Consider the following 21,749-nt stretch of genomic DNA (forward strand, 5'->3'; position numbering starts at 1 on the left):
GCTCTTTTAGCTTTCCGTTCTGACCGCAGAGGAGAAGAGTTAATGATCACCAAGAAAAGAACAGTCCCTAACGAACGCTTATGCTAAAGGATTAGGAAGACCTAAAGAATCTCTTGGCTTTCTCAAAAAAACTTTCCTGTTGGGGATGTGTTTTCTGGTCACATGCCGCTGCGAAAGCCTCCAATAAAGATCGTTGTGTCGGCGTCAGGTGTGTTGGCACCTCTACATGAACTTTTACTAACAGATCGCCAATCCCATGCCCATGAATATCCGCAATGCCTTTGTGACGAAGCCTGAAAATCTTTCCGCTCTGTGTTCCAGGTGGAATTCTAAGAATTTCATGTCCAGTCAAAGTAGGCACACTTATTTCTCCTCCTAAGGCTGCTTGAGCAAAGCTAATCGGCATCTCACACAACAAATCGTTGCCTTGGCGACTAAAGAGTTCATGAGGCATAACATGAATTACCACATACAGGTCTCCTGGTGGAGCCCCTGCAATGCCAGATTCTCCATGACCAGAGAGCCTTAACCGATACCCTTCGTCAATCCCAGGGGGAATTTTGACCTTAAGCTGAGCAGTTTGTTTGATCCTTCCTTCGCCATGACAGCGCAGACAAGGTTTCTCTATTATCGCTCCAGCCCCATGACAACGGGGACAAGTTTGTGCAATGGTAAAAAATCCTTTAGAAGATCTTATTTGACCGCTGCCCGAACAGACTGGACAGCTAATCATGCCCGAACCTGGTGCATAGCCCTTCCCCTCACAACCCGGACAGGTATCCAGTTTTGTAAAGGTTATTTCCTTTTCACAACCTAATGCAGCTTCTTCAAAACTGATTTTTAAATCACATCGAAGATCTGCCCCCCTTTGCTGCTTGCCTCGTTTTCCTCCTACCCCTACGCCAAAAGCCTCTTCAAAAAGGCTTCCAAACAGACTATCTCCAAAAAATGTTCCTGAGCCAAAGACCTCTTTGAAAATCTCAAAAGGATCGTGGAATCCGGTAGGTCCAGCAGCCCTTTGATCAAAAGCTGCATGACCAAACTGATCGTAAGCAGCCCTCTTTTCTGGATCGCTTAACACCTCATAGGCTTCACTTATATCTTTAAAAAGCTCTTCAGCCTGCTTATTCCCAGGATTTTTATCCGGATGATACTTGAGGGCTAATTTTCTGTAAGCCTTCTTAATTTCTTCAGTCGATGCCCCTCTTTCCACACCAAGAAGTTCGTAATAATCTTTTTTAATCTTCGCCATCCTCACTCACTCTTATCTATTACTGATTTTTTTTAAATAAAATATTATACAAAATACCCTAAAATCCTATGTATGCTGAGAGGCTCAGCAAAACTAATCGCTAGCCTTTTTTTCATCTTGAGCAGGAGCTTCTTCCTTAGATTCGGAAGAAACTTCCTCCTTAGAAGGAGCCGTCGGTTTTTTAGCGACATAGACAGCAGCGGCCCTTAAAAGCCTACCTTTGTACATATAGCCTTTTCTAAGCTGACTTGCAACATGTCCTTCTTCTACCTCATCCGTTTCAACAAATCCTAAGGACTCATGAAAATGCGGATCGAATGGTTTCCCTACCGCTTCGATAGGTTCGACTCCTTCTTCTTTTAATATCTGCAAAAACTGAGATAAAACCATTTTGACACCCGTCAGCACTGAATTAATATCCGATGCCTTTTGGGAAGATTGAATGCCAATTTCAAAATTGTCTATGATAGGTAAAAGAGACTGGAGGATTTGTGTATTGGCATGCTTTATGGCCTCTTCCTTTTCTTTTGAAATTCTTTTCCTAGCATTATCCCAATCAGCTAGAGTCCTCAATAGTTTTTCATGCATTTCATCAGTCTGTTGAGCTTTTTGTTTCCACTCTGAGAGTAACCTAGAGCTAACTACAACAAAGGCGGCATTGTCCATTGATTCAACAGCTGGGTCAACCCCTTGCTGTCCTTCTTTAATATTTGTCTCTGCCATAGCATTCAAAATTGTTTGTCTTCCCATCTCCACTAATTTTTTGAAAGGGCCAGTAAGGTCACATCATCAAAGGGAGCCGTCTCTTTACAAAAAAGTTTCAGTTGCTCCACAATTGCACTTAACACAATATCAGGGTCTTTCTCTGACATCTCTTGAACTATTTTTTCAGCCCTTTCTCGACCAAAAAATGCTCCTTCTTTATTGACCGCTTCGACAAGTCCATCTGTAAATAAAAGCAAAAAATCACCACTTTGCAATTTGAGCTCATGCTCCTTAACCATTTTGTTGAATATTTTCCCTTCGTCAATCCCTAAACAAATACCAGGCAGATCGATTTTTTCTATTTTGCCCTTGCGACAGAAAATGGGCATTTCATGACCGGCCCTGGCCATGGTTACTGTATTAAGTTTTTCATCTATAAAAAGATAAATTAAGGAAATAATGGTTTTTCCACAAATTTCTGGATAAAGAACTTCATTCAGTCTACAGAGAATCTCCCATGGCGATCTGATATGATCCACAAGAGAACGAATTGCTGTGCGACACATACCACTTATTAAAAGGGAAGACAAGCCTTTAGTAGCCACATCGCTTAACACAAGGGCACAGTGATGATCATCTATCCTAATCGAATCATAAAAATCTCCATTAAACCGGGAAGAAGGTATGGATCTGGCAGAAACTTTAAAACCCTTCAAGGAGTTTTCTATGTTGGGCACCCATCCTTTTTGAATTTCCCCAAAGAATCTGATCGTATCCTCTTTTAAATCATGCTGTAGACTATGGTTTTCTAAGAAAAAAAAGATTTGGCTTATCATCATAGCTATGACTTTTTTTAGCCACTCTTCGTTGCCTTCTTCCTTCAGTTCGGCGTAAAAGTATCCAATTGATATTCCATTTTTTTCTATGTTGGAAAAAAGCGTGTCCTTTTCATCTTTTTTTGTTGTCTTCCCTTTTAAATTTTCCTTCAATTTTTCTAGAGAAATATCTCCTAATTGATAACAAGGTTCCAACAAAGCTCTTTCAGGGATGTTTTCCAGCCGCAACACCAAGCCTTTGGCCGAGATCAATTTCATAACGAGCTCCAATAGGCTGCGAATATGTTCTGAAAGTGCTTTTTGGGAGGAAAGACTCTTTATATACTGAATAAAACTCTGATTGTATTCTTCGCTTTTTGTCAAATTGAGTTGCAACGATTTTTCCAGCAGTTTTTCATAGATCCATAACCCCATCACAAGCGCAAGAACAGAAATAAGGATAATACTACTGAACATCTTCTTTAGATGCAGACTTTCCTACCTCTTCTTTCAAGTAATCAACAAGATCTTGAAATTTCGTTTTGTTCCGTGGATCCAAATGGATCAAAAGCTCATGAGCTTCCAACATCGTCAGTGGCGTATCTTCTTTCCGGAGAGAATGTCGATCGAAAGGAGCAATGTGATCCGCAAAGGGAGCATTATCCCATTGCATCAAAATTTTAAATATCTTATCCAATCCAAGAGTTGCAATCGAATCCAAATTCTTTTTGCTAACATTGACAATTTTCAACTCACCCATGATTTGATTAAACTTGATATGAATCCCCGCCAATGTCCCTAAAAAGGTACTATCCATGTAGGTACATTCCTGAAGATCAACGATGAGCCGCCGAATGCCACTACTTAACAACTGATTGTAAAACAATCTTAAAGAGTTGCATTTATCAAAAGAACCCCACCCGACTACCTTAAGATAGCCGCAATCTTTTGTTAAAGCATAATAGAGCGAGCCATTACCTACATGAGGAATCATATCTAGTTCATCTTTCAAAAAATAAAATTTTCTTATATTTTAATTTAATATAAATAAAATTCATTACCATTGCTATCTCACCAATGCAATCTCCTTTTAAATTCTTTTTTTTCTCCTCCTTTATTGCTATTAAAATGGCTGATTGTTTTTACTTTACGATTGGGATGTCTCTTGTTCAAAGAGAGCAGTTGATACATTTTTTTTGCTATGCCTTCAACATTGTTAAGACCAAAAGCTATTGTTCTTGGCTCAGGAACTTCTCAAGGAGTTCCAATGATCGGATGCAGATGTGCCACCTGCCTATCGACAGATCCAAGAGATAAACGCACACGCTCCTCTCTTTATCTCACCGATGGCATCAGTTCGATTCTCATCGACACTACTCCAGAACTCCGTCTCCAATGTCTCAGAGAGAATATCCAAAACGTTCATAGCATTCTTTTTACCCATCAGCATGCCGATCATATTATGGGATTTGATGATTTGAGAAGATTTTGTGATCTCATTGGCACTAGACTTCCTATTTATGCTTCTGAAGAGGTCATAGCCACATTAAAAAGAATCTTTCCCTATGCTTTTGATCCTTCGCTGGAAAAAAATGGCTATCTCAGAATCATTCCCCATATTATTGAGGAAACTTTCCAAATTGGTAGATTCACCATCCATCCATTTCCCTTACCTCACGGCAAAATAACCACCTTGGGCTTTCTCTTTGAACTGGAGAAGAAAAAAATACTGGCTTATCTGATCGATTGCAAAACTATACCTCAAACAATTATCGAACGGCTTTTGGATGTCGAAGTTCTTATTATCGATGCTTTAAGAGACGAACCTCATCCAACCCACCTATGTACTTCAGAAGCCATAACAATGGCTCAACGCATTGGCGCCAAAAAAACTTATTTTACCCACCTAACCCATCATAAATCCCACAAAGAGAGGCAAGCCTGCTTGCCTCCAAATATTTACGTAGCTTATGATGGACTTGCAATTGATCTTTAAAACTCATTTAATCATTAGGAAATAGTTTTTGAGAGAACAACCAACAAGACCCTCTAATTTTATGTTTATCGAAACGCATGCCCATCTTGATTTTCCACAATTTTCTAAAGATTTGGAAACTGTCATTCAGCGAGCCATTGACAGTGGCATTGAAAAAATCATTACCATAGGAACCAATCTTAATAGTTCAAGAAAGGCTTTGAGCATAGCCGAGAAATTTCCAGTAGTTTGGGCTGCCGTTGGCATCCATCCGCTGGAAGCTCATAAAAGAGTTCCGTCTTTTGAAAAGGATCTTTCTGATCTTTTGGACCATCCCAAAATCGTAGCCATAGGCGAAACTGGACTGGATTTTCACAAATTTGATCCATCCTTGTCTCCAGCAGAAATTGAAGAGCAGAAAAAGATACAACAAGAGTTTTTTTTAAGTCAATTAGAACTGGCCAAAGAAGCCAAACTCAATGTCATCATACACCAAAGGGCAGCTTTCCATGAAACCCTCTCTTTGTTATCTCCCTATCAAGGTGTCTTAAGAGGAGTATTCCACTGTTTTGTTGGGACTTCTCAAGAAGCAGGCCTTCTTTTTAATCAAGGCCACCTTGTTTCTTTTACCGGAATTATCACTTTTCCCAATGCTCAGACCGTTCGGCAAACGGTTCTAGAAATACCTCTTGAAAATATGATGCTGGAAACAGACTGTCCTTTTCTTGCTCCCGTACCTTATAGAGGTAAGCGGTCTGAGCCTTCTCATGTACGGATCATTGCTGAAGAAATCGCTAAAATAAAAAAAATATCCCTTGAAGAAGTAGCTTCCCGGACCACCCGTACGGCAAGTGAATTTTTTTCTTTTCAAAACTCCAAAAGAAACTGATGGTTATTAAAAAAATTGTAATGCGTATGAAAGCCTCAAATGCTTCCTCTTTATCTTCCTCTTCATCCTCCTCGACAACAGAGAAAACCCAAGGATCACCGCAAAACGTGAAAAAATCCCTCCACAGAGCCTATTCGTCTGCAATTTTTGATGGTGTTGTTCGGTCTCCCAATCGGTCTATGTTTTATCCGCTGGGATTTTCTTCAACAGACATGGCTCAAAAAGATCTCATTGGCATAGCTTCTACCTGGAGTCAATTAACCCCGTGCAACATGCATATTGATAAACTTGCTAGAGAAGCAGCTTCAGGAGCCACTGAAGCTGGAGGGAAGACTCTGATATTCAATACGATTACTATCTCTGATGGGATTTCCATGGGGACTGCTGGCATGAAATATTCCCTTGTTTCTAGGGAAGTAATCGCTGATTCCATAGAAACGGTCGTTTGCTGTGAGGGGATGGATGGCATCGTAACCATTGGAGGTTGCGACAAGAATATGCCAGGATGCTTGATCGCTATCGCCCGACTAAACAGGCCCGCTGTTTTTGTTTATGGAGGCACAATACTTCCAGGATGTTATAGAGGAGAGAACATCGACATCATATCGGTTTTTGAAGCCGTAGGCTCTTTTTCTCAGGGAAAACTCTCCAAAGAAGAACTGCTTGCGATTGAGCAACATGCCATTCCAGGTCCTGGTTCCTGCGGGGGGATGTACACGGCAAACACTATGGCTTGTGCTATCGAGGCAATGGGGATGTCTCTTCCAAATAGTTCTACACACCCAGCTGTGTCGCTTGAGAAGCTCGAGGATGCTAGGCTTGCAGGCAGAGCAGTATTACAGATGATCGATCAGGGAATAAGACCAAGAGACATATTAACCAAAAAAGCTTTTGAAAACGCCATCACTGTTGTTATTGCTCTAGGTGGGTCAACGAATGCCGTCCTTCACCTTCTGGCTATCGCCCATGCCGCTGAAGTTGAACTGAGCCTTGAAGACTTTGACCGTATTGGACAGAAAGTCCCTGTCCTAGCTGATCTTAAGCCTTCAGGAAAACATTCCGTTGCGGATCTCTCTCAGATCGGAGGTTTAACACCCTTATTGAAGAGGTTACTGGACAAAGGACTTCTTCATGGCGACTGTCTGACGGTGACTGGCAAAAGCCTTGCCCAAAACCTTGAAAATGTTGCGGACTATCCGCCTTTTCAAACTATCATTCATGACTTTTCGAACCCGATTAAAAAGGATAGTCATCTAGTTATTCTACGAGGCAATCTGGCCCCTGAGGGAGCCGTAGCAAAAATAACGGGAATGGAAGGAAAGACCTTTTCGGGCATTGCCCGACCGTTTGATTCTGAAGAACAGGCTTTGGAAAAAATACTCGATGGGACGATTAAAAAAGGAGATGTTGTTGTCATTCGTTATGAAGGGCCCAAAGGTGGGCCAGGAATGCGAGAAATGCTTGCCCCTACATCTGCTATTATGGGTAGAGGACTGGGAAAAGAGGTGGCATTAATTACTGATGGCAGGTTTTCTGGAGGTACCCACGGCTTTGTGGTTGGGCATATTTGTCCAGAAGCAGCGATTGGGGTCCTATTGCTCTTGTGGAAGAAGGAGACCAAATTACTATCGATGCTGAAAAAAAAGAAATTACACTACACGTGACTCCAGAAGTCCTTCAAAAGAGACAATCCAAATGGTCGCCTCCTCCCTTAAAGTGCCGCGGAGTCTTATATAAGTTTGCAAAAACAGTAAGCCAAGCCAATCTAGGAGCTGTTACTGATTTGTTGTAGTCGATCCGATGAAATGCCCTTTTGTTGTTGTGGAGTCTGAATTAACTCTAAATGCCCTTTTACTGTATTGCTACTTGTAGGCCCCTTGAGTCTATTCTTCCTACAAATCTTCTTTGATGCTAAAATTAACGAAAATAGTCTGACATAGAGGAAAATCATTAACTTTTTTCTAGCTGAGTGTATTTTTCTTTTAGAATGAATTATTGCTCGGCTAAAGGCATTGTGGTCATTGGAGGAGGGCTTGCAGGATCCGAAGCCGCATGGCAGATTGCTCAACGGGGAATACCTGTTTTTCTTTATGAAATGCGTCCTTTTATACCAACAGGGGCCCATACTGGCAGTAATCTTGCTGAAATAGTTTGCAGTAATTCTTTAGGTTCCAATCTACTGAGCAATGCTTCTGGATTATTGCTTCAAGAACTAAGGATTCTAGGCTCTTTGCTTATTTCCATTGCTGATAGTTGCTCGGTTCCAGCAGGAAAATCTCTGGCCGTTGACCGAGAAAGATTTTCTCAAACGGTTACGCAAAATATTTTAAAACAGCCCAACATTACTTTAATAAGAGAAGAGGTAGTAGATTTAGCATTCGATTCGATTTGTATCCTAGCAACAGGCCCTTTGACAAGCCCTCGTCTTGCATCAAGACTGGAAGCTTTGACCCAATCCAATTCCCTTTATTTTTATGATGCCATATGTCCTATTGTCGATGCTAGCTCCATTGATTTCAGCTTTGCTTTTAAAGCTTCTCGGTACATGGACCCTGCCAATTCTGGGGATTATGTTAACTGTCCCCTTACAAAAGAGCAGTATTTAGAGTTAAGTCGAGAGCTAGCCCATGCAGAAAGAATTAAACTGCATGATTTTGAAAAAGAACTGTATTTTGAGGGCTGTCTGCCGATCGAGATAATGGCCAAAAGAGGTGAAGATACCCTTAGATTTGGCCCTCTTCGGCCAACAGGTCTGATCGATCCAAAGACAAACAAAAGACCATATGCCGTCGTTCAGCTACGACAAGATAATTTAGCAGCTTCTCTTTATAACATGGTCGGTTTTCAAACCAATCTTACTTACAAAGAACAAGATAGAATTTTTAGAATTATCCCTGCATTAAAAAATGCCGAATTTATTCGTTATGGCCAATTACATCGTAATACCTTTATTAATGCACCCAAGCTGCTGCTCCCAACCCTTCAGTTCAAGGACAATCCTTTTATATTTTTTGCAGGTCAACTCGCTGGCTTCGAAGGGTATGCAGGGAACATTGCTAGTGGATTAGTGGCAGGAATAAATGCCTCAAGGCTCTTTCAAGGGAAAGAGCCTGTTATTTTCCCAAGACAAACAATGATCGGCGAACTCCTCTGGTATATCTGCCATGCCGATCCGCTGCACTTTCAACCGATGAAAGCCAATTTCGGATTGTTCGATCTGACCTTAGAAAAGAATCTCCCTAAAGACAAAGCTGCTAGAAACCTTTTTTTAAGTCAAAGAAGTCTACGAAATATAGAAGCTTTCGTCAGGGCTATCCTTGCCTAAATCTTTTCCACAAACGATGTTGCTAGAAAAAAAATCCCCTCGCTGCCGTGTGAATGAGACCTTTCGTCCCTTTATGTACAGAAAAGGACGCGCTCTGAAATCCCGCCTTCCAGTTAAGGCCTGGCGTTCAATCAGCAAAGCGTTAAGGCCCTAATATTTCAAACATCGGAGGAAAGGCTAACATTCCAATCACGCACAGCGAAGGGAAATCCTTGAAAATATCCTCCCTTATTCTCTAAAACTACAAGAAAGTTTTTTCCGTAACCCTTCTTTTAGTTTTATTACAATAGCGTTGACTTCTTCATCTGTCAAAGTGCGATCTTTGGCTCGAAAGGTTAAAGCATAAGCCAAAGATTTTTTCTCCTTAGGAATTCGAACCCCCTCTAGGTCTTCAAAAAGATCAAAAAGCTCTACTGATTCCAGAAAAGGGATTTCTTGGTTTTGAATCTCTGTTAAGATTTCTTTATGCTTTAATTCCTTGTCCACAATCAATGCTATATCCCTTCGAATGGATGGCTGAGTTGGAAGCGGCCTATAGGTGGGGAGTTCTTCATTTTTCCTTTTCCATCGTTCAAGGGTATATTCAACATAATAACAGGGAAAATCGACTGCTAATCCTTCTAAGTCCTCTGAACGGACTAAAAACAACTCTTTGCGATCTTCCTCCAAAAAACCCTTTTTTTGTTCTAGAAAATCCACTAGCTGCTTCAAATCATAAAAATCTATTTTTCGTTGTTTCATTGACCACTGTAGCTTATGTGTATCCAATTGATTCGTTTCTCCACCGACAAGAATGCCTAACCTTTGCTCTTCACACACCTTCCCCTTATTGTTAAAAAAAAGAGTGCCGATTTCGAAAATTCGAATTTCCTTATTACCTCGCCTCCAATTCGTATTGGCTACCTCAACCAAAGATCTCAAAAAAGATTTTCTGAGGACTACATGATAATTGCTTGCCGGATTAGATAAGGAAATTCTATCCTCTTCCTGCTTCTTTTCATCAGCCACTAAGGGAATCGTCATGCATTCCTGATATCCCTTTGAAGCTAGTGCTTGTTTAAGCTCAAAGACTTTAGCCCACTCCTTTTCTGAAGCTGAAGGTGAAGCCAACCCAAAAGGAATCCGCGATGGAATATCAGCAAGGCCACGCAAACGTACCAACTCTTCAATAAGATCCTCTTCTATTTCCAAATCGGATCTGAAAGAAGGAGCTTCCCAATAAGTTTCCTTCTCTGTTTGATGCTTTAACAGTAATCCCAAAGACTTGAGTTTTTCTTCTATTACTGGTTGCGACCAAGACAAAGCAGTAAACTTCTCAAGCTTTTGTTTTCTAAGCCGGATGCTATTTTTTCTTGTCTCAATCACTCCTTCTATGGTACCTCCAACCAATTTCGCCCCAATGACTTTTTCCAATAGCTCCACAGCCCTGATTCTGCCAGGAATTACTCCTTGCGGATCTACCCTTCTTGCAAATCGATAAGAGGCTTCGGTCACTATCCCTAGCCTGTTCGATGTCTGTTGAATTGTAAAGGGCTCAAACCAAGCCGACTCTAGGAGAATCGATGTAGTAGAGCTACTGACTGCTGAAGCCTTTCCTCCGATTACTCCTGCAAGAGCTTCTATCTGATGGGGACTTGCAATAACCAAATCTCTTTCATCCAGTATATATTCTTTACCATCTAATCCAACAAAAAGCTCACCTTTCTGAGCGTCTCTTACAATAATATTCTGGGAACCAAACTGTTCGGCATCAAAAGCATGAAGTGGTTGTCCAGTCTCAAGAAGAACATAATTGGTGATATCCACCACAGCATTGATTGGCTTAAAACCACTTGCTTTAAGCCTAGAAGCAAGCCAAATAGGCGAAGGTCCAACCCTTATGTTCTCCACCCAGCATCCAGAATACAAAGGACATTTCTTCTTATTCTCTATTGTCACTCTTCCATAACTACTCATTAACCCTTCTCCCATGGATGCTAGCTGAAAAGCCCTTGAAGATTTTAGTTTCCCCACACCAAACGCTGCAAGCTCTCTGGCAATCCCAATATAACAGAGCAGATCGGACCGATTCGGAGTGATCTCTAAATCAAGAATCGTGTCTTTTGGAAATAAAGAGCTGAGGCTAGTTCCTAAGGCTATTTCTTTTGATAAAATCATTATTCCTTGAGATTCTCCCGACAATCCTAGTTCCTTTTCAGAGCAGAGCATCCCGTAAGAAGTTTCGCCACGTATTTTTTTTACCCCAATCTGCAGGCCTCCAGGCAAAACAGCCCCAGGCAAAGCTAAGGCGACCCGATCTCCAACATCAAAATTTTTAGCACCACATACAATGCTGAACTTCTCTAAGCCTGTAAAGACCTCACACAACCTTAGTTTATCAGCATTCGGATGCGGCCTCCAGCTCACTATTTCTCCCACTACTATCTTTTCATCTTCGATTCCTATCTCATTAACTTCTTCAACTTCAACTCCCCCCAATGTCAATTTTTCGACGATCAGAGCCAAAGGCTTTTCCAATTCAAGATAATCTCTAAGCCAATTAATAGATATTTTCATTGTTCTATTATCCTATAAAACCTATACCAAAATTTTTTTTCCTCTAAATCCTTTCCCCATTTTATACTTGATCACAGATTTACTAAAAGCATTACTCGCTATTGACGTTCTTTTTGTTCAAAACCATGCATTAAACTAAAGAAAAATTAGTCATAATACCTAGATTAAAATTCCAATAATTTTGGTTTGATTTTTTTTTAAGATTAAGATAAAGCCTACAAGGTAAAAAACATGAATTATTTTAAAAAACCATTAAAATAATTAATAAAAAATTAAGAGGAGGAAAAATGAAAAAAAATAGAAAGCTTTGGGCTTTGAAAATCCTACGGTGCGCTCTCCTTTTTTTCAGCATTGGATTTGGCTTTTCTGCTTTGCCTTTGAAAGCCGAAGACAATACATCGACCCTAGCGGAAGGAGATGAAATAGCAGTAGATAAAGATCATAGTTCAAAATACTTGGAAAATAAAAAGGCAATGGAAAAAGCTGGTGCTGAATCGAAGCGAATCGTCGGTGCTTGGTATATTGCCGGTGGTGCTGGGACCGGTTTTGTAGGCGCCAATGATGGATTTGTCAATCCAGGTGGACCCATTACCGTCAACACCAACTTTAGCACTGTTCTTGGAATACTTGGTGGGTATCATTGGCTTGATACCGAAACCCACCTCGCGTGGACTGTCGATGCTGAAGCCGCCTACATCGGCACTGGACATTATTTGAGCCTTCCCAATATGAATACTGCCCTAAACATTGGTGCCTTCATGGTAAATGGCACTGTGGGTTATCATATTGGCAATTTCGAACCTTATATTGGTTTTGGAGTGGGAGCCGTCGTTGTCAACGCCGAAGTAGCCAGTGCCAATATTGGGACTAATTGGGCTTTTGCCTTTCAACCCATCGCCGGTGTTCGCTATTTTATCACTGCACACTGGATGGCAGCCGCCCAATTTGAATGGATTTGGACGGATACCCTTTCAGGATATAATCTCGGGGCCACACAGGTTACCATTGGCCATGCCATGATTCCATTAGGACTCTTAGCGATCGGTTATGCTTTCTGATTGCAGAAAGAAAAATCAACTGAAGCTGAAAGGGGCATTTACTATGCAGCTTTTTTTGTCCACAACGCATGATAACAAAGGATGCCCCTTTCTTTAAACCTTTTTTGGAATAGGCTTTCAGGATATTCGGAAGGCAATGATAGTGGTTTTTCTTCAAAATATCCTGAAAGATGAAAAAGTTTTTCACTCCAAAGAAAATATTCTCTGTTATCAGTTAGTAGTCGGCATATCCCATTGGGTTTAAGAACATTGGCTATTGCTTGAATAACGGCAGTTTTGATAGATCTTCGCTTATGATGCCTTCTTTTCGGCCAAGGATCAGGGAAAAGAATATGTATTTCGTCGACTGTAGAAGGCAGGCAATGCCTTAATAAAAATTGTTCCCAGCAGCAATGAAGAACCCTAAGGTTTTTTAAATTTAAACGTCTTGCTTTTGAAGCTATTTTTCGTACCCTACTAATTTTTTTTTCAATGGCCAAAAAGCAAGCTTGGGGATTTTTAATTGCATAATCAATAATAAAAGACCCTTCTCCAGCCCCTAAATCTAATATCAACGAGCCGTTGACAGCAAAGATGCTGGATAGGTCCATTGGACCCTCAGCATGGGGCGTAGAAAGAATCCAATAATCTAATGGAGGGATGTACTCCATTTTCTCCAGACTGTCGCAACCCCCCTCTCCCATCCTTTTCCTTCTTTTCTTAAGAAATTAACCCTACAAAAGAAAAATGATAAAAGTTAAAAAACATGCAGATTCATCCTAAAGATGAAATAATCAAATGTGCTTGCAATCGTTTTCATCTTTAAAATGATACCCTTCGTCGATCCTTTTTACATTGACCATATGTTTTTTATGATAGGCTTCGAAAAGATCTTCTGGACTCATTCCTAACAGTTGAGCTGTGGAAACAAGAAAGTGCAACAGATCGATGACCTCTACACGGGCATTCTGTAGGTCAAATTTTTGATACTTCGCCCACCATTTCCATGGAATACTGTCAACCAATTCGGCCAGCTCTTGCCCAATCGCACGAGTATAATTCAAAAGCCACTGTATTCGAGTCTCCTGATCCATAGTGGTAGGATCAACTCCTATTTTAAGATTCAGTTTTTTTTGCAGTTCAAATATTTGGTCTAATTTATCTTGACTTTGCATTTTTATTATTGTGGCAAAGAGGGCAAGAGGGGATCAATCAAAAAAATATTTTCTTTCCTCTTGATTCGGCAAACGGCAATTTTTCTCTTTTCCAAACAGCTTGTACCGATTTTTGGCGATTAGTCTATATAATTGATTTAAAAATGAAGTAGGAAAAAAAGAAAGAAGAAGTCCTAGCAAATAAAATCCAGAAAGACCTTTCAAAATTTCCACAACAGCTTGGGATTCAATAAAAAATTCCCATTTATGCCTCTTATCGTTATAACGACATAGCACTATAGAATCGGCCATTTTCGCCTCTGGACTCATCAGCCATTGGAATTGTTCAAACAATTTTCCTTGTCTTGGGGCAAACAAAAAAGAATGTTTTTTATCTTTTCTTAGAACAAAGGATACAAAAGAATTGCATAAAACACATATTCCATCAAAAAAGATAATTTGTTTGTCTTTTTTTTCAGAGACAAAAGCATTAAAATCCACAATCTATAATATCCTAGTGAAGATTCAAAGGAAAGGGGGGAGGCGAAATGGCCTGAACTATAATAAACTAGCAAAGCAAGAAAATTATCGAAACAAAGAACTTCCATTTTCTTTTTTTTAATTGCAATTATTTCCATGACCATATTCAGTGTTGTTCTTCCGGTCTATAACGAAGAAAAAATCATTCAAGAAGTCTCTCGATCTATCTGCCTATTTTCTATGCAAAATCCTCGTTACGAATTTATTTTTGTTAACGATGGCTCTACAGACAACACTGGGAATTTGCTGAAAGCCGTTTTAAAAGAAAAAGAATTTGCCTCTGCTCATGTGCAACTTATCGATTATAAGACCAACAAAGGCAAAGGCTATGCTATAAAAGAAGGCTTCCGGCACACCCGTGGAGACAATTTCTGTTTTCTTGATGGGGATTTAGCTTATCCTTTAGATTATCTACCTTTGTTTGAAAAAAAACTACAAAATTGTGATATTGTCATTGGCAGTAGAGTATCGGAAGCAAAGGGATTTTGCTTGGAACGGAGTTTAAGAAGAAAATTTCTTGGCTACTGTTTTAATAAACTGGTTGGTTTCATACTTGACTTGCCTTATTCAGATACACAAGCCGGACTGAAAGCTTTTCGAAGAACTGTAGCTGAAAAGCTATTTAAATTGCAAAGAATTGAAGGCTTTTCTTTTGATGTGGAACTGATTTTTCTTGCAAGAAAATTGGGTTATAAAGTCGAAGAAATTCCTGTGAAGGTTTCTGCCACACACTCTTATAAACATTCTAAAATCAAACTTTTTGGTGACTCCCTTCGGATGTTAAAGGAGTTGTTGCAAATCAAATATTTTGCAAACAAAGGGGAATATGATCGGCAAAATCTATTTGAACTTTGATCTCGAAGAATTTGATATTCCTTGCGAGTACGGACATTACTTAAAAGAGGAAGAACAGATTCAGGTATCCAATGAAGGCGCAGAGGCTCTCTTGGAGTTACTCCAAAAAAAAGGGCTAAAAGTCACTTTTTTTACAACGGCTTCTTTTGCTTTAAAAAAAACCGAACTTATTAAAACTATTCTAGCGTTCGGACACGAAATCGCATCGCATGGATTGAGCCACAATCCTGTCGGAAAAGATGAAGAACTTCTCCTTTCAAAGAAAATTCTAGAAGATATTTGCTCGGTTCAAATTCTTGGGTACCGAAGTCCTAGATTCAGAGCTGTAAACTACCAATCACTTATTTGTTCTGGGTATAAGTACAACTCATCGATCAATCCTACCTGGTTACCTGGTAGATACAATTATTTATCATTACCAAGAAAAATTTTTTGCGAGCAGGGTCTTGTTCAAATCCCAATTTCAACTACTCCCTTGTTTCGTATTCCTCTTTGTTGGCTGACCTTTAAAAATATCCCTTTATCCTTATTCAAAACCTTTCCCCTATGGACATTACAGGAAAAAGGCTATCTCAATATTTTTTTTCACCCATGGGAATTTGCCAATATCCAGAAATATGCCATTCCTAGAATAACAAAGGCGATCGATGGCCTGGTGCTTTTACAAAGACTCGAGGCATACATTTCTTGGCTGCAATCTTTAGAGCTAAGGTTTTGTACCCTCAATGAGGTTATTCAGAAAGAAAGGCCAGTGGAACAGTTATGAAAAGTTCTTATTTGGCCTTAGCCAGCATTGTCCTTTGGTCAGTTTTACTTCTTTCCCTCAGCCTTCTTATCTTCCATAATCCAACAAGTCGAACCGTTACTCTGGCTTACGTTCAAGCCTCTATAAGGTTTTTACAAAAACTCCCTCTTTACGAATCTAGTGGCATTCATGGGTTTCTTTATTTTCCTCATTTTGCCATTTTTTTTACTCCCTTTGCCCTGCTGCCTCCAATTCCAAGAGAAATATTATGGAGAATATTCTCCCTTGTGATATTTGTTGGGGCACTCCGAAAACTCACGTCCTCTTTTTTCCCGCTCCACCAGGATAAGGTTTTTTTCTATTTTTCCTTACTTATCATGTTCAGTGCCCTAGCATCGATCCGAAATGGACAAACTAATCTAGCTCTTAGCGGCTCCTTAGTGCTTTCATTTTTGGCCTGTGGGGAAAAAAATTGGCTAAAAGCAGCTTTTTTTTTCTTCCTAAGCTTGATCCTCAAACCCATCGCGCTGTTTCCTTTTGTTTATGCGACCATTTTTTATCCCTCTTTCAAAAAAACGGCTTTTTGGCTTGTCCTGCTCTTTGTTCTCTTCCCCTTTTTCTTTTGTTTAGATCATCCACTCTACATGGCCGAACAGTACCTGCTTTTCACGAAGCGGATGACAACGGTTTCCCAACCAAACGAAGCAAACTTTGCAGATATTCAAGGACTCTTTCGGGTAGTACATGTGGAACTTCCTTTTGTCCTTTCTCTTCTGATTCGCAGTTTAGCAGCCATAGGAGTAATTCTTTTAGCTTTTAGGCTTAAAAGATGGAGTAAAAGTCCATTGTTTTTTTCTATGCTTCTCTATTCTTTTTCTACCGCCTACTTACTCCTCTGCAATCCTCGCACAGAACTGAATTCCTATGTCTTTCTTGGGCTCTCACTGGGTTTCTTCTCCCTCTACTTTTTATTTGTTGAAAAGCAAAAAACAATTGGACTCTTCTTGCTAGCTTTGCAACCTTTCCTAGGAATAGAAGCTTTTGGGAAAAGATGGGTAGAGATTGGACTCTGGCTTAAACCATTGATCTGTCTTTTATCTCAGATCCCTTTAACCTGGCAACTCTTTAAAGAACAAACAAAACCTACTATCGAATCAAATCCGAATAGCCAATCCCCTCTCCTTTAAGTATTTTTTCAACTCGGCTATCTGGATTTCACCACGATGGAATACGCCGGCAGCTAAGACAGCATCTGCTTGGCCAATTTCTAGAGCTAGTGCAAAATCCTCCATTTTCCCCGCTCCGCCGCTGGCTACTACTGGAACCGAGACTCTATGTGATAAGCTCCTAATCAAATCTATATCGTAGCCCTCCTTCATTCCATCTGCATCAATGCTATTAATAACTATTTCTCCAGCCCCCAGTTCCACCCCTTTCATAGCCCATGAGACAACTTCCCATGGCGTTTCTTTTCTACCGCCATGACTGAACACTTTCCATACATTAGTTTGTTTCCGTTTGGCATCGATAGATAAGACAATACATTGAGAACCAAATTTCTTTGCTCCATCTTCAATGAGTGACGGATTCTCCAAGGCGGCGGTATTCAAACTAACCTTGTCGGCTCCCGAAAGTAAAACTTGCCTTATATCTTCCAGGGTTCGAATCCCACCACCAGCAGTGATGGGGATAAAGCAGCGACGCGCCACCGATTCTAGAACATTCAGTAAAACCCCTCGGCCCTCATGACTAGCCGTTATATCATAAAAGACGATCTCATCAGCCCCCTCTTCGTTATATTTCAAAGCTAAAAGAGTCGGGTCTCCTACATCGGTCAGTTCGCCCAATTCGGCTCTTCCAAATTTCTTCCCACGCGTGACTCTCCCCGCATGAACATCCAGACAGGGAATAATTCTTTTCGCAAGCATACAGGAAAAATAATGTTGAAAACAAAGCCTTTTGTCTATCTATTCCTAGCGCAAAGTAGAGTTTTTCTTTCGAAGCAAGTTTTGCCTTATGGCTTCGTAAAGGATGATTGAGACGCAATTAGCTAAATTGAGGCTGCGCACTGAAGAATTGAGAATGGGGATTGAAAAAATGGACTGAGGATTCAAAGAAAGAATCCTTTGGGAAAGGCCCTTTGTTTCTCGTCCGAAGACAAAAATGTCATGAGGTTGAAAAGAAGCAGTAAAATAAGGAGGATAAGTACCTGTTTCAAAAAAAAACAATCTCCGTTCCCTTTGTTTTTCTAAAAAGAAATCCCAGCCCTTCCATAAAGATATTTTAACCGCTCTCCAATAATCTAATCCTGCTCTTTTCATAGCTGCATCGTCCAACGAAAAACCGAGCGGCTCGATAAGATGCAGTTCAGAATTTGTGGCAGCACATATTCTTGCAATGTTGCCCGTATTTTGAGGAATTTGAGGAGCAACAAGAACTATTCCAAAACCAAATCCATTACATTCCATACTAAAATAAAAAGCGATTCCCCGCACCCAGCAAATGGTGCGGGGAATACAAACTCATTATATTTTTTTCTTTATTCCTTTAAAGAAAAGTTCATTGAAAGCAACTACAATAAGGGCTAAAAAAAGTGCATATATTCCCATCCAAAGATTCATTGGAATATGCCCCGGAGTGGATAGCCTAGCAACAATATACCCAATCCACAGGGTACCCCAAAATGGGAGAAGGCTTTGGCTTGAAGTGGGCTCATCAGATTCTTTTGTCCTCATAAGCAAAAGCAGAGCGAGGACAATCAAGCTGAGATCAGCTATTAACAAAAAGAAGTTCCTTTCCATAATTCTTTGGAATATGAAAAGATGATCCACCCCGGCTCTAGCTGTCATTTCATAAAAATAAGCCAAAAGCGCAGGTACCGCTATCCAGCAATACACTAAAGCAAAAAGACGGAGTAGAGGAACAATATCAATCCCTCCTTTTTTTAAAGTATGTTCCATATTCTGAACTGTTGAAGGTTCAGTCATGTAATCCTCCTTTCATTTATAATTTTAATAGTTTGAATATTGATCTTATCTTATAATATGTCAAATAAAAATAATATTAGATATTCTTATATGCTAAAAATAGTATAAATATTTTAAATCTAATAATAGATTAAGCAATTATTTTAATCATTTATCTCCTTGTCTGGAGGATAATCGACTTTCATAAGATACAAGCCCCACGGAGGGGCAGAGGCAGGAGAAAGCTTCCTATTTTTGCTTTCAAAAATAATTTTTAGCTTTTCAAGATCCAATCGACCTAATCCTATCTTGACTAGTGCTCCTACAATATTTCTGACCATTCTATAAAGGAACCCATCGGCTTTGATCGTAAAAAGGTGCAATGGCCCTTGGACAGTAAAACCACAGTCGAAAACAGTCCTTATTGTGTCTTTCAAGACAAAACCAGGGGAGCTAACAAAAGAAGCAAAATCTTTTTTGCCTACAAAAAGCGTTGCCGCTTCATTCATACCTCTTAAGTCCAGCTGCCTTGGAATATGCCAGGCTCGCCAGAGATAAAAAGGATCCATCACGGGATCATTCCATATCCTATATTGATAGGTTTTGGAAATAGCATGAAACCGGGCATGAAACTCTTTAGAGACAAGTCTAACATCTAAAACCCTAATTGTATCAGGTAAGTAATAATTCAATGCTCGTTGTAATACCTCAGCTTCAAGTTTTCTGGGAGCGATAAAAGAAGCGACCTGTCCCTTGGCATGAACGCCAGCATCCGTCCTGCTAGCTCCCTCAACATGAATGTCTGTTTGCCATATTTTAGCTACAGCTTCTTCAAGAAAACGCTGGACTGTAGGTAATTGGCCTTGCTTTTGCCAGCCATGAAAGCCAGTCCCACAATAAGAAAGAATGATCTTATAACCGACTAAAGGAAGATTCAATGTGGCCGACCCAAGAGATAAGAAAATCCGATCATTCCACCCAACTCATTAACCCCAATATTTCTGCTTGCCATGTCCGCATTAGACATATGATGGAAAAGAAGTTCAAAATTAAAAGACCAATGCGTATCAAGCATGTATCTGCAACCGGCACCCAATTGTGGGGTAAATTCTATTACCTGTCCAACCATTGATTGAGTTTTGACCGTATAGGCATCGTTATAAACGAATCCTAAACCTCCTTCAATAAAAGGGATAAAGCGACTATCAGGCTGTACAAAATTGTACCTAACCATAATTTGAGGGCCAATCACAGTACTGCCAAAGCCTTTTTCTATGGCGCTTGCATAAAGGCCGATCAGCAATTCGAGATTCCCACGCAAAATTCCTCCTTTGTCCGGAGTAGTCAACATCCAACCCCAATAGGTTAAGGTGGGGATTTCATTAAAAGTATATCTCCCATTACCAGAACCCGTAGAAAAAAGGCCTCCAGCCATAAACATGATTTCGTTAGCCCCTTCTTTGAAAAGAGCCACTTCTGGAATTTCTTCTGTCTTCAAAGAGACATTTTCTACTTTCTGCCCACTTTCTTCTGAATAGTTAGATCCCCCTGGATTAGCCTTCAAAAGCGTAGGCAATAAAATAGCCAAGCCTAGGAGAAAAGAACATAGAAAGCGCATCTGTTTTCTCTTATCAAAATGTTAAACAACACTTCTAACTTTTTTTTCTTTTAAAAGCAACCCATCCAAGTAGGATTGTAGTACAACTGCCGCCGCACAACTGTCAATCCTTCTTTTCTTTTCTTTTCCGTGGCAGCCTTTTTCAGTCAATAGCCTATCTGCAAGCTTCGTGCTCAGTCTCTCGTCTTGAAATTCCACTGGGATTTGAATCCACTGTCTTAGTTTAAAAACAAACTGTTTGACCTTTTCTGCCGCAATCCCATAGGAACCATCCATGTTTCTTGGTAACCCTACAATAATAAGGCTTACTTCAAACTGCCTTATCGTTTCTTTAAGCTTTCCTATAAACTTCCCAAATGGTTCAGCCTGCAATGGATCCAGCGGAACAGCAATGGACAATGTCTCATCACTGATGGCTAATCCAATATGCTTCGTGCCATAATCTAAGGACAAAATAGACATCGTTTCTACTTTTTCCTTTCACAGGGATTAATTATCTTTTTGCTCTTGATGAATACTTTTTGCAAGCGAAAAAGCAAATTCCTTAAATCTTTCTAGGGTGCTTTTGCCTTCCACGATCCGGGCTAATTCATCCACTAAGGCGCTCCCCACAACCACTCCATCGGCATAGGATGCTACGGTTTTTGCCTGATGTGGAGTCGATACTCCAAAACCAACACAAAGTGGCACCTTGCTTATAGTTTCCATGGATTTTACCAATTCATAAGCTTCCTTAGAAAGTTCTTTCTGTAAGCCAGTGATGCCGTTACGCGAAACGCAATAAAGAAATCCCCTGGTTCTTTCCGCTATCCTCTTTTTTCTAATCGTGGAGGTTGCAGGAGTAACAAGCAATATTCGATCTAATTTTTCTTCCAAAAAATTAATTCCCTCAAGAGATTCTTCTGGCGGTAGATCCACGATTAATACCCCATCTGCACCATAATCATAGGCTTGAGTGGCAAACCGTTCTATGCCATAACGAAAAATGGGGTTTAAATAGGAAAAAAGAACAATTGGAATATTGGATTTCTTTCGGATCCTATTCAAAAGAGAAAATACCCGATCGATATGCATTCCCTCCTTTAGAGCGCGAAAAGCCGACTGTTGGATTATTGGGCCATCCGCTAATGGATCTGAAAAGGGGATACCTAGTTCTAAGATATCTGCCCCTGCTTCCTCAAGAATTTCCACTACATGAAGGAATACATCAGGAGTTGGGTCTCCAGCCATTACAAATGGAATGAAAGCTTTGGTGCCACGCTGCTGTAATTCTAAAAAAGTTTTTTCAATTCTGCCTATCATATTGGATCTTCCTTA

The 21,749-nt window shown here is 40.1% G+C and carries 22 protein-coding genes and 1 pseudogene; 8 read left to right on the top strand and 15 right to left on the bottom strand.

Translation table 11 applies throughout. The annotated features are described in order from the left end of the window. Nucleotides 1-91: 91 nt before the first annotated feature. The 4 genes from dnaJ to kam1_RS09505 form a co-directional block, all read right to left on the bottom strand. Nucleotides 92-1,252, bottom strand: a complete 1,161-nt coding sequence (gene dnaJ, locus kam1_RS09490; protein ID WP_039721419.1) for a molecular chaperone DnaJ — start codon at nucleotides 1,250-1,252, stop codon at nucleotides 92-94. 93 nt (nucleotides 1,253-1,345) lie between these two features. Further along, complete coding sequence (locus tag kam1_RS09495) at nucleotides 1,346-2,002, bottom strand: nucleotide exchange factor GrpE (RefSeq protein WP_235277192.1); 657 nt, start codon at nucleotides 2,000-2,002, stop codon at nucleotides 1,346-1,348. Nucleotides 2,003-2,007: 5 nt separating this feature from the next. Next, nucleotides 2,008-3,249, bottom strand: a complete 1,242-nt coding sequence (locus kam1_RS09500) for a PP2C family protein-serine/threonine phosphatase (RefSeq protein WP_039721420.1) — start codon at nucleotides 3,247-3,249, stop codon at nucleotides 2,008-2,010. Beyond that, entirely contained in the window at nucleotides 3,239-3,784 is a 546-nt protein-coding gene (locus kam1_RS09505; RefSeq protein ID WP_235277195.1) for an STAS domain-containing protein, read from the bottom strand. Before kam1_RS09505 ends, kam1_RS09500 begins: the two co-directional genes overlap by 11 nt. A 189-nt stretch (nucleotides 3,785-3,973) precedes the next feature. Here kam1_RS09505 and kam1_RS09510 point away from each other — a divergent pair, with 189 nt between their 5' ends. The 4 genes and pseudogenes from kam1_RS09510 to trmFO all read left to right on the top strand — a co-directional run bounded on the left by kam1_RS09510 (nucleotide 3,974) and on the right by trmFO (nucleotide 8,961). Continuing rightward, nucleotides 3,974-4,768: an MBL fold metallo-hydrolase gene (locus tag kam1_RS09510; RefSeq protein WP_039721421.1), complete on the top strand. Its 795-nt coding sequence runs from the start codon at nucleotides 3,974-3,976 to the stop codon at nucleotides 4,766-4,768. A 61-nt stretch (nucleotides 4,769-4,829) separates the two neighbouring features. After that, nucleotides 4,830-5,636, top strand: a complete 807-nt coding sequence (locus kam1_RS09515; protein WP_039721422.1) for a TatD family hydrolase — start codon at nucleotides 4,830-4,832, stop codon at nucleotides 5,634-5,636. Nucleotides 5,637-5,656: 20 nt separating this feature from the next. Then, nucleotides 5,657-7,428 (top strand): annotated as a pseudogene (gene ilvD / locus kam1_RS09520) (dihydroxy-acid dehydratase). A gap of 195 nt (nucleotides 7,429-7,623) precedes the next feature. Next, nucleotides 7,624-8,961 carry a methylenetetrahydrofolate--tRNA-(uracil(54)-C(5))-methyltransferase (FADH(2)-oxidizing) TrmFO gene (gene trmFO / locus kam1_RS09525; RefSeq protein WP_039721580.1) on the top strand — a complete coding sequence of 446 codons (1,338 nt, stop codon included), beginning with the start codon at nucleotides 7,624-7,626 and terminating at the stop codon, nucleotides 8,959-8,961. Nucleotides 8,962-9,189: 228 nt separating this feature from the next. Here the strand turns inward: trmFO and pheT are convergent, their stop codons facing one another. Beyond that, nucleotides 9,190-11,517, bottom strand: a complete 2,328-nt coding sequence (pheT, locus tag kam1_RS09530; RefSeq protein WP_039721423.1) for a phenylalanine--tRNA ligase subunit beta — start codon at nucleotides 11,515-11,517, stop codon at nucleotides 9,190-9,192. A gap of 287 nt (nucleotides 11,518-11,804) precedes the next feature. On the opposite strand from pheT, the gene kam1_RS09535 reads away from it, so the two are divergent. Then, the gene (locus kam1_RS09535) at nucleotides 11,805-12,575 is read left to right on the top strand and encodes a porin family protein (RefSeq protein ID WP_039721424.1); all 771 of its coding nucleotides are present in this window, start codon (nucleotides 11,805-11,807) and stop codon (nucleotides 12,573-12,575) included. Nucleotides 12,576-12,616: 41 nt separating this feature from the next. On the opposite strand, the gene trmB is transcribed toward kam1_RS09535, so the two are convergent. The 3 genes from trmB to kam1_RS09550 all read right to left on the bottom strand — a co-directional run bounded on the left by trmB (nucleotide 12,617) and on the right by kam1_RS09550 (nucleotide 14,209). Continuing rightward, the gene (trmB, locus tag kam1_RS09540) at nucleotides 12,617-13,225 is read right to left on the bottom strand and encodes a tRNA (guanosine(46)-N7)-methyltransferase TrmB (protein WP_244946071.1); all 609 of its coding nucleotides are present in this window, start codon (nucleotides 13,223-13,225) and stop codon (nucleotides 12,617-12,619) included. A 123-nt stretch (nucleotides 13,226-13,348) separates the two neighbouring features. Then, nucleotides 13,349-13,729: a dUTPase gene (locus tag kam1_RS09545; RefSeq protein WP_009061692.1), complete on the bottom strand. Its 381-nt coding sequence runs from the start codon at nucleotides 13,727-13,729 to the stop codon at nucleotides 13,349-13,351. A gap of 33 nt (nucleotides 13,730-13,762) precedes the next feature. After that, nucleotides 13,763-14,209, bottom strand: coding sequence for a thiol-disulfide oxidoreductase DCC family protein (locus kam1_RS09550; RefSeq protein WP_039721425.1), 447 nt, complete (start codon nucleotides 14,207-14,209; stop codon nucleotides 13,763-13,765). Nucleotides 14,210-14,344: 135 nt separating this feature from the next. Here kam1_RS09550 and kam1_RS09555 point away from each other — a divergent pair, with 135 nt between their 5' ends. From kam1_RS09555 to kam1_RS09565, 3 genes are read left to right on the top strand one after another with little or no spacing between them, the layout of a single operon-like run. Next, nucleotides 14,345-15,103 carry a dolichyl-phosphate beta-glucosyltransferase gene (locus tag kam1_RS09555; protein WP_039721426.1) on the top strand — a complete coding sequence of 253 codons (759 nt, stop codon included), beginning with the start codon at nucleotides 14,345-14,347 and terminating at the stop codon, nucleotides 15,101-15,103. Next, nucleotides 15,075-15,869: a polysaccharide deacetylase family protein gene (locus kam1_RS09560; RefSeq protein ID WP_143958418.1), complete on the top strand. Its 795-nt coding sequence runs from the start codon at nucleotides 15,075-15,077 to the stop codon at nucleotides 15,867-15,869. Before kam1_RS09555 ends, kam1_RS09560 begins: the two co-directional genes overlap by 29 nt. Continuing rightward, a complete protein-coding gene (locus kam1_RS09565; protein ID WP_143958419.1) occupies nucleotides 15,866-17,035 on the top strand; it encodes a glycosyltransferase family 87 protein in 1,170 nt (389 codons plus the stop codon). The genes kam1_RS09560 and kam1_RS09565 overlap by 4 nt, the downstream gene beginning before the upstream one ends. On the opposite strand, the gene hisF is transcribed toward kam1_RS09565, so the two are convergent. The 7 genes from hisF to trpA form a co-directional block, all read right to left on the bottom strand. After that, nucleotides 17,003-17,776 (bottom strand): imidazole glycerol phosphate synthase subunit HisF, encoded by a 774-nt coding sequence (hisF, locus tag kam1_RS09570; RefSeq protein ID WP_039721430.1) that lies wholly within the window; start codon nucleotides 17,774-17,776, stop codon nucleotides 17,003-17,005. The two genes, kam1_RS09565 and hisF, sit on opposite strands and share 33 nt — an antisense overlap. Nucleotides 17,777-17,821: 45 nt before the next feature. After that, nucleotides 17,822-18,316 carry a tRNA (cytidine(34)-2'-O)-methyltransferase gene (locus tag kam1_RS09575; protein ID WP_172616768.1) on the bottom strand — a complete coding sequence of 165 codons (495 nt, stop codon included), beginning with the start codon at nucleotides 18,314-18,316 and terminating at the stop codon, nucleotides 17,822-17,824. Between the two features lie 57 nt (nucleotides 18,317-18,373). Further along, nucleotides 18,374-18,835 carry a hypothetical protein gene (locus kam1_RS09580; RefSeq protein ID WP_039721431.1) on the bottom strand — a complete coding sequence of 154 codons (462 nt, stop codon included), beginning with the start codon at nucleotides 18,833-18,835 and terminating at the stop codon, nucleotides 18,374-18,376. Between the two features lie 143 nt (nucleotides 18,836-18,978). After that, a complete protein-coding gene (truA, locus tag kam1_RS09585) occupies nucleotides 18,979-19,752 on the bottom strand; it encodes a tRNA pseudouridine(38-40) synthase TruA (RefSeq protein WP_039721432.1) in 774 nt (257 codons plus the stop codon). Beyond that, a complete protein-coding gene (locus tag kam1_RS09590; RefSeq protein ID WP_039721433.1) occupies nucleotides 19,749-20,432 on the bottom strand; it encodes an acyloxyacyl hydrolase in 684 nt (227 codons plus the stop codon). The genes truA and kam1_RS09590 overlap by 4 nt, the downstream gene beginning before the upstream one ends. 21 nt (nucleotides 20,433-20,453) lie before the next feature. After that, a complete protein-coding gene (gene ruvX, locus kam1_RS09595; protein WP_039721434.1) occupies nucleotides 20,454-20,894 on the bottom strand; it encodes a Holliday junction resolvase RuvX in 441 nt (146 codons plus the stop codon). A 27-nt stretch (nucleotides 20,895-20,921) separates the two neighbouring features. Beyond that, on the bottom strand, nucleotides 20,922-21,734 hold the full coding sequence (trpA, locus tag kam1_RS09600) for a tryptophan synthase subunit alpha (RefSeq protein WP_052250476.1): 813 nt from the start codon (nucleotides 21,732-21,734) through the stop codon (nucleotides 20,922-20,924). Nucleotides 21,735-21,749 lie beyond the last annotated feature (15 nt).

Origin of the sequence: Methylacidiphilum kamchatkense Kam1 (assembly GCF_007475525.1) — a bacterium.
Lineage (GTDB): Bacteria > Verrucomicrobiota > Verrucomicrobiia > Methylacidiphilales > Methylacidiphilaceae > Methylacidiphilum > Methylacidiphilum kamchatkense.

Coding starts and splice junctions, on each gene's coding strand:
- dnaJ (WP_039721419.1), bottom strand. CDS start 1,252: ATGGCGAAGATTAAAAAAGATTATTACGAACTTCTTGGTGTGGAAAGA.
- kam1_RS09495 (WP_235277192.1), bottom strand. CDS start 2,002: ATGGGAAGACAAACAATTTTGAATGCTATGGCAGAGACAAATATTAAA.
- kam1_RS09500 (WP_039721420.1), bottom strand. CDS start 3,249: ATGTTCAGTAGTATTATCCTTATTTCTGTTCTTGCGCTTGTGATGGGG.
- kam1_RS09510 (WP_039721421.1), top strand. CDS start 3,974: ATGCCTTCAACATTGTTAAGACCAAAAGCTATTGTTCTTGGCTCAGGA.
- kam1_RS09515 (WP_039721422.1), top strand. CDS start 4,830: ATGTTTATCGAAACGCATGCCCATCTTGATTTTCCACAATTTTCTAAA.
- trmFO (WP_039721580.1), top strand. CDS start 7,624: ATGAATTATTGCTCGGCTAAAGGCATTGTGGTCATTGGAGGAGGGCTT.
- pheT (WP_039721423.1), bottom strand. CDS start 11,517: ATGAAAATATCTATTAATTGGCTTAGAGATTATCTTGAATTGGAAAAG.
- kam1_RS09535 (WP_039721424.1), top strand. CDS start 11,805: ATGAAAAAAAATAGAAAGCTTTGGGCTTTGAAAATCCTACGGTGCGCT.
- trmB (WP_244946071.1), bottom strand. CDS start 13,225: ATGGAGTACATCCCTCCATTAGATTATTGGATTCTTTCTACGCCCCAT.
- kam1_RS09545 (WP_009061692.1), bottom strand. CDS start 13,729: ATGCAAAGTCAAGATAAATTAGACCAAATATTTGAACTGCAAAAAAAA.
- kam1_RS09555 (WP_039721426.1), top strand. CDS start 14,345: ATGACCATATTCAGTGTTGTTCTTCCGGTCTATAACGAAGAAAAAATC.
- kam1_RS09560 (WP_143958418.1), top strand. CDS start 15,075: ATGATCGGCAAAATCTATTTGAACTTTGATCTCGAAGAATTTGATATT.
- kam1_RS09565 (WP_143958419.1), top strand. CDS start 15,866: ATGAAAAGTTCTTATTTGGCCTTAGCCAGCATTGTCCTTTGGTCAGTT.
- hisF (WP_039721430.1), bottom strand. CDS start 17,776: ATGCTTGCGAAAAGAATTATTCCCTGTCTGGATGTTCATGCGGGGAGA.
- kam1_RS09575 (WP_172616768.1), bottom strand. CDS start 18,316: ATGGAATGTAATGGATTTGGTTTTGGAATAGTTCTTGTTGCTCCTCAA.
- kam1_RS09580 (WP_039721431.1), bottom strand. CDS start 18,835: ATGACTGAACCTTCAACAGTTCAGAATATGGAACATACTTTAAAAAAA.
- kam1_RS09590 (WP_039721433.1), bottom strand. CDS start 20,432: ATGCGCTTTCTATGTTCTTTTCTCCTAGGCTTGGCTATTTTATTGCCT.
- ruvX (WP_039721434.1), bottom strand. CDS start 20,894: ATGTCTATTTTGTCCTTAGATTATGGCACGAAGCATATTGGATTAGCC.
- trpA (WP_052250476.1), bottom strand. CDS start 21,734: ATGATAGGCAGAATTGAAAAAACTTTTTTAGAATTACAGCAGCGTGGC.